The sequence below is a fragment of the Nocardia sp. NPDC059229 genome (genome assembly GCF_042754165.1).
In the GTDB taxonomy this organism is placed as follows: Bacteria; Actinomycetota; Actinomycetes; order Mycobacteriales; family Mycobacteriaceae; genus Nocardia.
On sequence record NZ_JBHZAK010000004.1, the window covers coordinates 92,479 to 106,076 of the forward strand.

The 13,598-nt window shown below is 67.8% G+C and carries 11 protein-coding genes and 1 pseudogene; 7 read left to right on the top strand and 5 right to left on the bottom strand.

Going from position 1 to position 13,598, the window contains the following annotated elements; all coding sequences use genetic code 11:
• The first annotated feature begins 192 nt into the window (after window positions 1–192).
• Window positions 193–1,317, top strand: coding sequence for an ABC transporter substrate-binding protein (locus ACFXHE_RS11740; protein ID WP_379382278.1), 1,125 nt, complete (start codon window positions 193–195; stop codon window positions 1,315–1,317).
• Between the two features lie 307 nt (window positions 1,318–1,624).
• Here the strand turns inward: ACFXHE_RS11740 and nrdF are convergent, their stop codons facing one another.
• Together nrdF and mgtE are read right to left on the bottom strand one after the other, a co-directional pair.
• Window positions 1,625–2,587 carry a class 1b ribonucleoside-diphosphate reductase subunit beta gene (gene nrdF / locus ACFXHE_RS11745; RefSeq protein ID WP_354835114.1) on the bottom strand — a complete coding sequence of 321 codons (963 nt, stop codon included), beginning with the start codon at window positions 2,585–2,587 and terminating at the stop codon, window positions 1,625–1,627.
• Between the two features lie 256 nt (window positions 2,588–2,843).
• The gene (gene mgtE, locus ACFXHE_RS11750) at window positions 2,844–4,220 is read right to left on the bottom strand and encodes a magnesium transporter (RefSeq protein ID WP_379382280.1); all 1,377 of its coding nucleotides are present in this window, start codon (window positions 4,218–4,220) and stop codon (window positions 2,844–2,846) included.
• Window positions 4,221–4,586: 366 nt separating this feature from the next.
• Here mgtE and ACFXHE_RS11755 point away from each other — a divergent pair, with 366 nt between their 5' ends.
• Together ACFXHE_RS11755 and ACFXHE_RS11760 are read left to right on the top strand one after the other, a co-directional pair.
• A complete protein-coding gene (locus ACFXHE_RS11755) occupies window positions 4,587–5,255 on the top strand; it encodes a response regulator transcription factor (protein ID WP_379382282.1) in 669 nt (222 codons plus the stop codon).
• The gene (locus ACFXHE_RS11760) at window positions 5,252–6,556 is read left to right on the top strand and encodes a sensor histidine kinase (protein ID WP_379382283.1); all 1,305 of its coding nucleotides are present in this window, start codon (window positions 5,252–5,254) and stop codon (window positions 6,554–6,556) included. Before ACFXHE_RS11755 ends, ACFXHE_RS11760 begins: the two co-directional genes overlap by 4 nt.
• 29 nt (window positions 6,557–6,585) lie before the next feature.
• Here the strand turns inward: ACFXHE_RS11760 and ACFXHE_RS11765 are convergent, their stop codons facing one another.
• Window positions 6,586–7,851: an MFS transporter gene (locus ACFXHE_RS11765; protein ID WP_379382285.1), complete on the bottom strand. Its 1,266-nt coding sequence runs from the start codon at window positions 7,849–7,851 to the stop codon at window positions 6,586–6,588.
• Between the two features lie 57 nt (window positions 7,852–7,908).
• Here ACFXHE_RS11765 and ACFXHE_RS11770 point away from each other — a divergent pair, with 57 nt between their 5' ends.
• Together ACFXHE_RS11770 and ACFXHE_RS11775 are read left to right on the top strand one after the other, a co-directional pair.
• Entirely contained in the window at window positions 7,909–8,565 is a 657-nt protein-coding gene (locus ACFXHE_RS11770) for a histidine phosphatase family protein (protein WP_379382287.1), read from the top strand.
• Between the two features lie 314 nt (window positions 8,566–8,879).
• Window positions 8,880–10,160, top strand: coding sequence for a PucR family transcriptional regulator (locus ACFXHE_RS11775; protein ID WP_379382289.1), 1,281 nt, complete (start codon window positions 8,880–8,882; stop codon window positions 10,158–10,160).
• 42 nt (window positions 10,161–10,202) lie between these two features.
• Here the strand turns inward: ACFXHE_RS11775 and ACFXHE_RS11780 are convergent.
• Window positions 10,203–10,433 (bottom strand): annotated as a pseudogene (locus tag ACFXHE_RS11780) (lipase family protein); the annotation flags it as partial.
• A 358-nt stretch (window positions 10,434–10,791) separates the two neighbouring features.
• On the opposite strand from ACFXHE_RS11780, the gene ACFXHE_RS11785 reads away from it, so the two are divergent.
• Window positions 10,792–11,034 (top strand): hypothetical protein, encoded by a 243-nt coding sequence (locus ACFXHE_RS11785; protein ID WP_379382290.1) that lies wholly within the window; start codon window positions 10,792–10,794, stop codon window positions 11,032–11,034.
• A 36-nt stretch (window positions 11,035–11,070) separates the two neighbouring features.
• Here the strand turns inward: ACFXHE_RS11785 and ACFXHE_RS11790 are convergent, their stop codons facing one another.
• Entirely contained in the window at window positions 11,071–12,081 is a 1,011-nt protein-coding gene (locus ACFXHE_RS11790; protein WP_379382292.1) for an alpha/beta hydrolase, read from the bottom strand.
• A gap of 591 nt (window positions 12,082–12,672) precedes the next feature.
• Here ACFXHE_RS11790 and ACFXHE_RS11795 point away from each other — a divergent pair.
• Complete coding sequence (locus ACFXHE_RS11795) at window positions 12,673–13,521, top strand: EamA family transporter (RefSeq protein WP_379382819.1); 849 nt, start codon at window positions 12,673–12,675, stop codon at window positions 13,519–13,521.
• Window positions 13,522–13,598: the final 77 nt, after the last annotated feature.

Sequence of the window (13,598 nt, forward strand, 5' to 3'; positions counted from 1 at the left end):
CACAGGTATGCCATCGTTCGTACGCTGCTTCCGGCGTCCGGTTCGGCACATGACGAACGACGGTGGCTTGCGCTGTGACAGATCGTAAACCGTGTTCCCACAGCGCTCGCTCCGGGTCCTACTCTGTGTCGTATTTCGGCGGCGCCGGTGTCGTAATTGGGCGTCGCCGGGCACGGCTGTAGGCTGCCCCGCATGCCGGTGCGCGAGTCCGCTTCCACCCGAAACACGTTCGCCTCCACCTTCTCCCCCCTGGTCGCTCCCCGTTGGCGATCTTTGCGGCATTTGCGCAGTGTGGGATTGGTCTCGGCGGCCACGCTGCTGACGGTGGGTCTGGTCGCGGGATGCGGCAAGACCGATGACAACTCCGCCTCGATCGTGCGCACCACCACGAATATCGCGGGTGCGGGCGTGGTCGGGATCGAGCGCGACACCTCCAAGGCGTGCCCGTTGCCGTCCAGCCCGGACTCGGCCGCGGGCACGAAGACCGTCGCCCATGCCGCGGGCACCTCGGAGGTGCCGGCCGATCCCAAGCGCATCGTGGTGCTCTCCACGTCCGCCCTGGACGCCACCTGCGCGCTGGGGCTGTGGGAGCGCGTGGTCGGCGCGACCACGCTGACCGGTCCCGCGCCGCAGCCCGGTTACCTGGGCACCGGCGTCGTCGATATTCCTTCGGTCGGCCTGGTGGGCAACCCGGATCCGGCGAAGATCGCGGAGCTGAAGCCGGATCTGATCATCGGCCCGGCCTCCGACAGCTCGCACTACGACGCACTGAAGGGCATCGCCCCGACGGTGCTGGTCGGTGCGGAGAACGGCTGGCAGGCCACCTTCACCGGTTTCGCGGAGGCCATGGACCGCAAGACCGCCGGGATCAAGGCGCTCGACGACTACCGCACGGCCGCCAAGGACGCGGGCCTCGCCGCCAATGCCGCCCTCACCCAGGCGTCGGTGATCCGCTTCGAGCCCAATGTCATTCAGGTACAGGGCGGCAACAGCTTCGCGGCGCAGGTGCTGGGCGACGCGGGCGTACAGCGGCCGCAGCCGCAGCGCGGGGACTCCTTCGACGTGACCAGCCTGAGCAGCCAGGACGCCCGCAACCGGATCGAGGGCGACCTCATCTTCCTCATGTTCGACGGCAAGGACGGCCTCGACTACGGCAAGTCGATCATGAAGGGCGACGACTGGAAACAGCTCGCGGCTGTGAGCGACCGCCGCGAGTTCGCGGTCGACGACACCATCTGGCACGGCAGCGGCATCACCGCCGCCCGGGCCCTGCTCGACGACGTCCGCAACAACCTCAACGGATACGTCACGGACTGAGCGCTCCACCGCCTCCCCGGACCTTCAGCGCGCGGCCGAGAGCCGTCGACCGTTGGGCACGCGTGCCGGCGGTTGGGGAGCAAACCGATTCTGGTCGTACCCGACGAGTTACCCCGAACGTTGCGAAATCAGTTGCTACGGTTGGCAAACGGCCCCGAGCGAATCTTTGCTCGGGGCCGTTTGTCATGTCTGTCCGCGGGGAACACCCGTGATCACGAAACGTTCACGGTCTCACTGGTGAACTTCGAGGCCGGGGCTCGGCCGGGTGGCGACTTCCCCGCGTCATCGGGTCGAGCGCCGCGACTTGTCAGAACTCCCAGTCTTCGTCTTCGGTGTTGACGGCCTTGCCGATGACGTAGCTGGAGCCGGAGCCGGAGAAGAAGTCGTGGTTCTCGTCGGCGTTGGGCGAGAGGGCCGAGAGGATGGCCGGGTTGACGTCGCACTCGTCCTTGGGGAACAGGCCCTCGTAGCCGAGGTTCATCAGGGCCTTGTTGGCGTTGTAGCGCAGGAACTTCTTGACGTCCTCGGTGAGGCCGACCTCGTCGTAGAGGTCCTGGGTGTACTCGACCTCGTTCTCGTACAGCTCGAACAGCAGCTCGAAGGTGTAGGCCTTGAGCTCCTCGCGCTCGGCCTCGGAGACCAGTTCGAGGCCCTTCTGGTACTTGTAGCCGATGTAGTAGCCGTGCACGGCCTCGTCGCGAATGATCAGGCGGATCATGTCGGCGGTGTTGGTGAGCTTGGCCCGCGAGGACCAGTGCATGGGCAGGTAGAAGCCGGAGTAGAAGAGGAACGACTCCAGCAGGGTGGAGGCGACCTTGCGCTTGAGCGGGTCCTCGCCGTTGTAGTACTCCAGCACGATCTCGGCCTTGCGCTGCAGGTTCCGGTTCTCCTCGGACCAGCGGAATGCCTCGTCGATCTCGCGGGTGGAGCACAGCGTGGAGAAGATCGAGCTGTAGCTCTTGGCGTGCACCGACTCCATGAAGGCGATATTGGTGAGCACCGCCTCCTCGTGCGGGGTCAGCGCATCCGGGATGAGGCTGACCGCGCCGACCGTGCCCTGGATGGTGTCGAGCAGGGTGAGGCCGGTGAAGACCCGCATGGTGAGTTGCTTCTCATTGGCGGTCAACGTGTTCCAGGACGGGATGTCATTGGAGACCGGGACCTTTTCCGGCAACCAGAAGTTGCCGGTGAGCCGATCCCAAACCTCGGCATCCTTCTCGTCCTGCACGCGGTTCCAGTTGATCGCCGTCACCCGATCGATCAGTTTCACGCCCGCTCACACACCCTTCTCAGCTCACCGGACCCTGCGGAATTCCCTTACCCTGAACACTACTACTGGTAGGTGACATCCCCATGCAGCACAAGAAGTTGTGTCTTCACACTGTCCTGCGAGAATGCGAAAAGGGGATGGGCAAGCACGCCACCGACTGCAGAAAATTACAGCGGTGCAATCCGTCACAGCGACCCGGGGTCGGCGTGTCCGTACCCGCCCCAGGTTTGCCGATCAGATGCCCAGCACCACCGTGTCAGATCCCCAGCACCACTTTCGCAGTCGTGAAATAGATGACCAGCCCGGTCGCGTCCACCAGCGTGGTCACCATGGGCGCGGAGATGACGGCCGGGTCGATGCGCAGTTTCTTGGCCAGCAGCGGCATGGTTCCGCCGATGGTCGCCGCCCAGGCGCAGATGATCACCAGCGCGATGCCCACCACCACGGCGATCTTCACGCCCACGAACAGCGTGCCGATCACCATGCCGACCGCGGCCAGCATGCAGCCCAGCAGCAGCCCGACCCGGCATTCCCGCCAGATCACGGCGAACAGGTCCGAGACCCGGACCTCGCCGACCGCGAGCGCGCGTACGCAGGTGGTCGCGGCCTGGGCGCCCGCATTGCCGCCGGAGCCGATGAGCAGGGGGATGAACAGCGCCAGGTGCGCGGCCTGCTCGAGGGTCGGCTCGAAGAAGTTGGTGACGGTGACGGTCAGGGTCGCGGCGACCAGCAGCAGCATCAGCCACAGGGCGCGGTAGCGGGCCAGCTGGAACACGCCCGCGGCCATGTAGTGCCCGGACCACGGGGTGGTGCCGGCCTGCCGGGCCATGTCCTCGGAGTCGGCGGCCTCGATGACCTCGACGGCGTCGTCGATGGTGAGCAGGCCCACCAGGCGGTCCTCACTGTCCACCACCGGCAGGTTGATCAGGTTGGCGCCCTGCATGAGCCGGGCCGCCCGCTCCGCCGAGTCGGTGGCGCGCACCGAGACCGGTTCGGCCACAACCAGATCCGCGATCATGGCGTCCGGTGAGCCGAGCACCAGATCGCGCAGTTCGACCACGCCGATCAGGCGGCGGCCCGCGTCCACGACCGGCAGCGTGTAGACGGTCTCGGCGGTGCCGCCCTTGGTCCGGACGGTCTGCAGCGCCTCGGTGACGGGCAGATTCCGCGGCAGCGCAACGACTTCCGGCGTCATGTAGAACCCGACCGACCCCTCCGGGTAGCCGAGCAGGGTGGCGGTCATGCGCCGTTCGCGCGGGCTGAGCCCGGCCAGTACCTTCTTGGCCACCTTGGCCGGCGCCTCGCGCAGCATGCGGGCGCGGTCATCGGGGTCCATGTCCTCGACGAGGTCCCGGAAGCTCTGATCACGCAGGCCGGACAGGATCTGCTGCTGGTCGACGGGCTCGAGTTCCTCGAAAACGGCCAGCGCGCGGTCCTTGTCGAGCAGCCGGAAGGCCATGCCGGCGGTGACCGCGGCCATGCGGGCCAGCTGCTCGGCGATGACGTGCGGCGGGTGGTTGTCGAGCCACTCCACGGCGGGGGTGAGGTGGCGGCGGTCGACGATGTCGCACAGCGAATCCCCTTCGGGGCGGCGCACATCGGAGACAGCAGAGTGCAGGTCGGTCTGCGTCATGGCGGAGTCCTCGGCCGGATGGCGAGTAAGAGGGTGGATGGAGGCACCGGGGCACACCGCGGGCATTGCACCCACCGCAGCCAGAGCAGTTACCGACGGATTCGGGGGGTGATGCCACACGGCCTTCGACTGGGAGGTTCGCCGCGCATGCACCTCACCCCCTCTCGGTAGCCACTGACAGAAACAACCGTGTTCAGGATACAGCCGGTTGCCCGCGACCCTCGACCTGGCGGGCGGTTCCGTGAGAGGGTCGGAAGCCGGTGGTAGCGCGCCGGTTTGCCGTCGGATCATTTTCCGATCATTTTTCGCCGATCCGGTCGCCGCAGCCGTTGGGCAGGCGTCCGGGATGCCCTACTCTCTGCCTCTGTGCGTGTTTTGGTGCTAGAGGACGACCACCAGCTCTGCCGTGAGGTGACCGATGGGTTGCGCTCGGCCGGGTTCGCGGTGGACCTCGCCCAGAGCATCGCCGACGCGGATTTCAAGATCGCCATCAATCGCTACGACTGCCTGGTGGTGGATCGCGGCCTGCCCGACGGCGACGGCCTGGACCTGGTCGCCGGGGCGCGCAGCGCCGGGCACACGGTGCCCGCGCTCATGCTCACCGGCCGCGACGGGCTCGACGATCGGCTGGCCGGTTTCGAGCACGGCGCCGACGACTACCTGACCAAACCCTTCGCGCTGGCGGAGCTGGTGATGCGGGTGCGGGCGCTGTGCCGCCGCCGCGAACAGCCCACCGCGTCGCGAATCGCGGTGGCGGACATCGATATCGACCTGATGCGCCGCCGGGTCACCCGCGCCGGCATCATGCTGATGCTCACCCCCAAGGAGTTCGCGGTGCTCGAGCTCATGGCGACCCGGCGCGGCAGCGTGGTGACCCGCACCGATCTCATCGAGTGCTGCTGGGACGAAATGGCCGAGCCCGCTTCGAATGTGGTGGACGCGGTGGTGGCGAAGCTGCGCCGCAAGCTCGGGGAGCCGAGCGTGATCGAGACCGTGCGGGGTACGGGATTCCTCATCGGCGGCGGGATCTCGTGAGCGCGCATCGCTCCCCCGCCGTGGCCCGGCTGAAACGAGCCCGCTGGATCATGACCGCGCTGGCCACCGTGATCACCGCGACGGCCGTGCTGGTGTTCGGCTTCGTGGCCGCCTCCATCGACGCGCACGCGCGCCAGACCCGGGCGCAGGATCAGGCCGAGCAGGTGGCGGGCGGGCTGGCCCGGGCCATTCAGCACGACGACAAGCAGGTGCTGGACCTGTCCACCGTCATCGACGACGAGCTGGCCAAGGGTTCGACGGCGGTCGTGGTGACAGTGCGCAAACCGGGCGAGCCGTGGAAGCAGGCGCACACCTACCAGCGTTCGTTCATGCCCGACGACACCCAGATCTCCACGCTCGCAACGCAAACCGAGGATCACGCCGACGGTCTGCTGTATCAGGGCAGCCGGTTCGCGGGCACCGACATCACCGGCCGCTCGGTGACGGTGGCGGGCGCCCCGGTGTTCTGGAACGACTGGGACAGCATCGTGGTCATCCTGGCCGGGACCGAGTCCATGGCCGACGCCGGGGCGCATCGAATCCTGGTGTGGGAGTTGATCGCCGGCGGTGGCCTGCTGGTCCTGCTGTCGGCGGCGGCCACCTTCCTGCTGTCGGGGCGCAGTCAGCGGCAGGCGTTGCGCATGCTGGACGAGCACGAGCAGTTCCTCGGCGATGCCGCGCACGAATTGCGTACGCCGCTCACCACATTGAAGCTGCTCACCGAATCCCGGCCCAAGCCCGAGGAGGTGCAGCAGACGCTGGCCGAGGCGCGCCGGCTCGCGGATCGGATGGCGCGCCTGGTGACCGGGCTGCTGGCCCGCGCCCGCATGCAGTCCGGCATCGCCGAACCCGAGCGCACCCTGCTGCGGCTGGACCAGCTGGCCGAGGCGGTGGCCGAGGAGGCCGCCGACGAGCGCATCGTGGTGACCGCACACCCGAGCGTGGTGGTGGGCGATCCGCAGCTGCTGAGCCTGGCGATCCGGAACATGCTGGAGAACGGGCTGACCCACGGCGCGGTGAACCGGTCCGCGCCGGTCGAGGTGCACGTGGCAGAGGGGCGGGTCAGCATTCGCGACCACGGCCCGGGCGTCGATCCGGTCATGTCGGCCAGCCCGTTCAATCGCGGCGCGGCCGGGCGCAGCGGGCGCAATGGCATCGGGCTGGCCCTGGTCGCCTGGGTGGCGCAGGCGCACGGCGGCAATGCCTCCATCGAGCCCGCGGTCGGCGGCGGCACCATCGCCACGCTGTGGCTGCCGCCCGCCGACATCACGGTGGGCAGTCCGGTCGCCGCGCACCGGTAGCGAAACCCGGTGCGCGGACAGGGCTTGGCTTACTCGGCGTCGAGCGGCTTGCGGCCGCTGATCGGACCCCAGCGGCCGATGAGCACGACCATGATCACCAGGGCCACGGTGATGACGGTGAACACCGCGCCCGGCCCGCGGCGGTCCAGCAGCGGCAGCAGCAGGAACGGCTGCACGGCCGTGCTCAGCTTGGACAGTGAATAGGTGGTGCCCGACGCGGTGCCGCGCACGCTGGTCGGGAAGGACTCCGGCAGATAGGTGTGGATGGCGTCGGAGAACACATTGCTGGCCAGCGTGAACAACCCGCCTGACACGAGGATCAGCGGTACGGCGGTGGCGAAACCGAAGACCAGGCCGAACACCGCCATCAGGGCGGCGCTGCCCATCACCAGGTATTTCCGTTCCACGCGCTCCATCAGGGGAATGGCCAGCAGCGAGCCCAGCGGGTAGCCGAGATAGGTGATGGCCAGGTATCCGAGGGAGTTCACCACCGTGAATCCCTTGTGCTGCAATACCAGGACCGCGAGGGTGCCGAACCCGTAGTAGCCGAAGACCTGCAGGATCATCACCGCGGAGAACAGGGTGGTGCGGGCCCGGAAGGGCAGGCGCAGGATCTCGGTGAAGGACACGCGCTGCCGGGTCCGGCCCGCCTCCCAGTGCGGTGACTCCGGCATGTGCCGCCGCGCCACGAACACCAGCGCCGCGCCGAGGCCGCCGAGCACGAACAGCCAGCGCCAGCCGTCGATCCCGAGGGGCCGCAGCGGCACGAGCCAGCGGGCCAGGAAGCCGACGGCGGGGACCGCGCAGAAGCCGAGGGTGTAGGCGATGGCGATCATCCGCCCGCGCACCCGGGCGGGCATGGTCTCCGACAGGTAGGTGTCGGAGACCGTCATCTCCGCGCCGATGCCGAGACCGGCCAGCACCCGGGTGGCCATCAGGAACCACACGTTCGGGCTGAACGCGCCCAGCAGCGTGAACCCCGCGTACAGGCCGATGTTCACCATGAACATGCGCCGGCGGCCGAACACGTCCGAGAGCCGCCCGATCACCAGCGCGCCCAGGAACTGGCCTGCGAAGGCCGAGGCCAGGATGCCGCTGAGCTGGTAGGTGGACAGGTGCAGCTGCTGCCGCAGCACGCCGGTGATGGTGCCGGCCAGGAACAGCTCGTAGAGGTCGAAGAACAGGCCCATGCCGACCAGGGCGACCAGCTTGTAGTGCACGGGACCCAGCGGCAGTTCGTCCAGTCGCACCGGCGGACCGGTCCGGGCATCGCGGGCGTCACCGAATGTGGTCATTGCCCACACTTAACATTTCGCCGGGCGGACGGCCATGGTTGCGCGCACGATATATGGGTGGACGCGACGGGAGCGGGACTGGAATCACTGACCATGGTGCGACACGGCCAGAGCACCGTCAACGCGGCGCCGTACACCGGGGCGGAGGAATTCATCACGGGCACACGGGATGCCGACGTGCCGCTGACCGAGCTGGGCGCGGCGCAGGCGGCGGCGGCCGGGAGACGGCTGGCCGGGTTCGATCCGGGCTTCGACCTGGTGCTCTGCTCGCCGTACCTGCGCACCCGCGAGACCGCCCGCATCGCGCTCGTTTTCCTGTCGACGCCGCCCGTGCACTTCGACGAGCGGATCCGGGACCGGGAGCCCGGGGTGCTGTTCGGGCTCACCAGAATCGGCATTCAGCGCCGCTACCCGGAGGAATTCCGGGAGATGCAGCGCTCGGGCGGCTTCTACCATCGCCCGCCGGGCGGCGAATCCTGGCCCGACGTCGCGCTCCGGCTGCGTGCCGTGCTCCGCGAAATGCACGGTCATGTCCTGGTTTTCACCCATGACATCGCAATCGTGCTGACCCGCTATATCTTCGGGGATCTGAACGAGGCCGAGATCAGCGCCCAGACCAGCGCCCAGGTCCGCAATGCGTCCATAACCCGTTGGGAGCGAGGCGATTCCGGGATGCGGCTCACCTCGTACAACGACACGAGCCACCTCGGCTGATCACCGGCCCCGGGCATGTCCACCGGGGCTGACAGGATTCCGTTCCGAGGTGGAGTCGGATAGATCACCTCGGTGGCGCTCTCGCGCCTCGGGCGTGCGCCTGTTTCACCCGCGTGTCCACGCGAATTGCCCTGGGTCAACGTCGCCCGGCTGTCATGCGGGGCCGGCCTGGCGCATGTGAGAAGTCACAAGAGCTCCGAAAGCGCATTACTGTGCCTCACAGGAGAGATCGATCCGGCCGCTGGTACCCGCGGCATGCGTTAGCGTTTCAGGTCCCGGAAGGGGCATAACCCGGGGGTGGAAGGGAGTCACGGATGTCCGTGGGAATTCCGGCCCGGGCGGGGCTCACCGTGTCGGGCAACCCGATATCGTCGCCACTCAAGGACGTGCGTGGGCTCGCGCAGCACATGGTGGGGCATTTCGTCGAAACCGTCGCGCCGTGCGGGACGCTGCCCGGCGACGCCATTCACGGCGACGTCACCGCCATCACCCGCACCTGCCTGGAGCTGGCGGTGGGCATGCTGGACGGGCGCGACATTCCGGAGAAGACCAAGCGTTTGGAGGAGGCCGCCGCGCAGTGGGCGCGGGAGGGCATTCCGATCGACACCATCCACCACGCCATCCACGAGGGCTTCAAGATCGGGTCGGAGCTGGTGATGGCCAATGCCATGGCCGGGCACGTGCGCCGCGAGGACGACGACGGCGATGTCACGCTGGTCATCGCGGCCGCCGACATGGACAGCATCATGGGCGGGGCCAAACTCGTGGTGGAGCTGCTGGACCGGATGACCTCCGCGGTGGCCATGGCCTATGTGCGGGAGCTGCGGTCGGTGGTGAGCGAACACCACACCGCCGTGCACACGCTCACCTCCGCGCTGCTGGGCGGGCACAGCACCTCCACCATGGCGCGCGAATGCGGGATCGAGATCGCCGAGACGTATCACGTACTGGCGCTGGCGATTCCCGAACATCCCGAGGAGCACTCCCCCACCGTGGACGGTGCGGTGGTGGCACGGCGCAAGCTGCGCCGGGTACAGGCCGAACTGGCCCACCGTCATCCCGACCGGGTGCTGTCGCTGCTGAGCGTGGACGGCGGCACGCTGCTGGTGCCGGTCACGGCGCTCGCGGACGAGCAGCTGGACGAACTGGTCGAGCAGCTGTCGCGAGCGGCCCGGGTGCCGATCACCGCGACGCTGGTTTCCGCTGCGCCGCAACAGATTCCGGATGCCGCCGACCAGGCGCACGAGCTGCTCGACATCGTGCACCGGCTGCGGCTGGTGCGCGGGCTGTTCCGCTTCGACGAACTGGCACTGGAATATCAGCTCACCCGGCCGGGACCGGGCCGCGATCATCTGGGGTCGCTGCTGGATCCGCTCGACGAGCACGCCGAACTGCTGGAGACGCTGCAGTCGCACATCAGCAACAACCTGAACCGGCAGCGCACGGCGCGCATGCTGCACGTGCACACCAATACCGTGGACTACCGGCTCAAGCGGATCGGACAGCTGACCGGGTTCGATCCCGCCCAGGCGTCCGGGCTGTGGTACCTGCGCTCGGCGCTGGTGGCCCGCACCTATCAGGCGGCGGGCTGCTGACCTGCGGCGGTCGGCCCGCCCGCCGGTAATCGGCCGGCGGGTTCAGCAGTTGGTCGGTGCGGGCTCGCCGCGCAGGCGGGCATCCAGCCAGGCGAGCGCGGGCGGGAGACCGAGGACGGCGGCGGTGAGATGGTCGGGCACCGGAACCTGCATGCTCCACACCTGCGCGCCGGCCGCGCAGTAGCGGTGCACGGTGTCCACCACGGCGTCCACGGGAATCAGGCCGTCGATGGGTGAATGCCATTCGAAGACAGGCATATCGGGGATGCCGGGTTAGAGCTCCCGCGGCGACGGTCAGCAGCAGCGCGCCGATCACCGCGATGGGAACGCGAATCCTCATGCCGGGCAGCGTAGGAAGGCGCGATGTGCCGGGCCAGAGGGGAGGACGAACCCTTCCGAATAGTCACAATGGGCACCATGATCGTTTGTGAGCGCGTGCCCAGTCTGGGGTGCCAACTTTTCTATTCCAACGCGTAACAACTACCCTCGCGCGGCGCTTGTGACATTTCCAAGGTCGAACCGGAACACGTTCCCGTGCAGGCCAATCCGGTTACTTTCGGTTACAGAGACGCGCAGCCGCCGCAGGTGTCGGCTCGCGCGTCTCCCCGCCACTATTCGAGGAGCAGTACGCATGGCCGGCATCACCGAAGGCAAGGTTCTGTTCGACAGCGTCGGGGAGGCGCTCACCCATCGCGTCACCGTGTACCTGGGCGGGCCCGACGAAGGAGCCGAGCTCACCATGGAATACGCGGCCACCTGGAAAGAGGCATCGGACTTCACCGTGGCGGCCGTGCACGCCGGACTGGCCGTGACGGTGGACAGCCGGATCCGGCCAGGACTCCGCCGACTGCCGCGCTACGGATTCCGGCACTGAGATACCATGCGCCCCAAGTGCATTCGGGCGGTGCGATTACCGCCCGGAGGCCGGGGCGAACGCGGCGGCGAGGGTATCCCAGGCCGGGCCCAGCTCGGCGGAGAAGTCCTCCCAGGCGTGAATTCCGGTCGGCTCATAGTGCACGGTGGCGGGAATTCGCAAGTCGCTCAGTCGTTTCGCGAAGTGCTCGGTGCAGACGCGGGCGCCGGCCTCCAGCACCACGCCGCCCCCGGCGGCCTCCATGGCGGCGGGGATGTCGGGCGACTTCAGCACCTGGGTCAGATCGGGCAGGCCCGGGAGACCGGAGGCGGCCGACAGATAGATCACGGTGCCGCGCAGGGCTTCCGCCCAGACCGTGCTGTCGTGGATCAGCCAGTCGAAGGTGCCGGGCGGGCCCCACAGGTTCATGATGTTGCCGCCGCGCGAGGCGACCGTGAGCGCGGTGATCGCACTGCCGGAGGGGTCGATGGTCGAGTAGCAGCCGCTCAATCCGGCGACGGCGCGGTAGAAGCCGGGGTGGCGGTGGGCGAGCATCATCGCGCCCTGCGCACCCATCGAGACGCCCGCGATGGCCCGGCGGCCGTCGGAATGCAGATAGGGCTCGATGGCGCCGGGTAGCTCGGCGGCCAGGAAGGTCTCCCAGCGGTTCCAGCCGAGCGCGGCGTCGGCATGCAGCCAGTCGGTGTACATGCTGCCGGTGGCGCCCGCGGGCAGGACCACGTCGACGGGCTTGTCCGCGAAGAATTCCGCCGCGTGCCCCTTGGTCAGCCAGTCGGACACGCCCTCGGCGTCCACCCCGTCCAGCAGATAGAGGGTGGGCCGGGGGCCCGCGCCGGAGCCGTGCAGCACATCGAGGGCGACGTTGCGGCCCATGGCGGCGGAGGTGACCTCCACCCGCTCCCAGTTCGGGCCGAACTGATGCACCCGGGTCACATCCGCCGGGGACGCGGCCCGGTACGGCATTCCGGCATGGGCGGTCGCGCCCAGCGGCGGGCACGCGAGTATCGCCAGCGCCACCGCGACCCCGGCGGCAGCCCGGGACCTCACGACTCCGCTCCCATCTCGGGAATCATCCGAATCATGTTGTGTGACAAGCCAACTCCTCACGCGGGGCGTGATATCCGAAGAACCCACCGAGCGGGTGCGAGGTTGGCCGCTCGGTGGGTCTTCATCCGATGGGAGTGCAGTTGCGACTGCACCGGCAGTACATGTCTCGAACAAGCAGTCCTCGGCATGCGGGGGCAGGAGAGGACTTCTTACTCACCTCCAAAAACGGGAGTCCTGATGCGATTCCGATTCCGGCATCGACCGCGCAGTTGGGTGATTCGATACCCGAATCACGGCGAGCCTAACCAGGCTCGAACGGTGATCGACAGGGCGCGAGCCACGTTCTGGAGAGTTCACAACAATGGGCGGCGCGGTCGTGGGATCGACCACAGCAGCGGCTATCCCCGCCGCGTCGCCTCCTCGTCAATCCCCCGAAACGCGTTGTCAACCAGCCGTTTTCACCTCGAGAATCACGTTGACCAGCACATTGCCGCCGGGCTAGGTTCGTACCGGATTGTTTGGTCTAGACCACCCGGACCGATACCCGGTCCGGATTCGATGCAATCGAGAGGAAAGTCACGCGTGCAGTCGATGGGATATCCGATCCTGGCGGTCTCCGTCTTCCTGCACGCGGGCTGGAACGTCGCCCTGGGCCGGCTCCGCCGCAGCGACCGGCCCATCTCCTCCACGGCCGACATGCTCATCGCGGGCGGCCTGCTCTTCCTCCCGATCGCCATGGCCACCTGGCACTTCGAGCTCTACGCCCTCCCCTTCGCCGCCGCCTCGATCTGCTTCAGCACCATCTACTTCGCACTGCTCGAGAAGGCCTACGCCACCGCCCCGGTCGGCGAGGTCTACCCGATCGTGCGCGGCAGCTCCCCGGTCCTGGTCGTCACCGCCTCCGCCATCCTCGGGACGACCATCGGATGGACCCGCTGGCTGGGCGTGGCCTTCATCGCCTCCGGCGTCCTGCTGATCGCGCTCTCCCGAGCCCGGCCGGCCGCTCCGGGCATCACCGGCGGCCGCCGATCCGTCTTGTGGGGTCTCACAATCGGCTGCTGCGTAGCCTCCTACACACTCTTCGATGGTGTGGGCATACATCACGCCGCGCCCATTCCCTACCTCGTCACGGTCATGGGCGGCTCCGGAATTGCCCTGAAGGTCAAGGACATAGCCCGCGGCGACCACGTCGGCACGCTCTCCCTGCGCTCACTTCCCCTCACCACCATGGGTGGTGCGGCAATGCTCGGAGCCTTCGGCCTGACGCTGATCGCCATGACCCAGCTGCCGGTGGCGGTGGTGGCCAGCGTTCGAGAATCCAGCATTGTCGTGGGCGCGATTCTCAGCCGAATCCTGCTTGACGAAAGGATTTCTCGACAAGGCGCGATCGGGATCGCAAGTGTATTAACAGGAACGGTGGTCATTGGATTACCGGCTTGAGAATCGGGCGTAATGGTGGCCGAATTCTATTGCGATACTGGATAATTCGGATTCCTTGAATGATCGTCGAGGGGTAG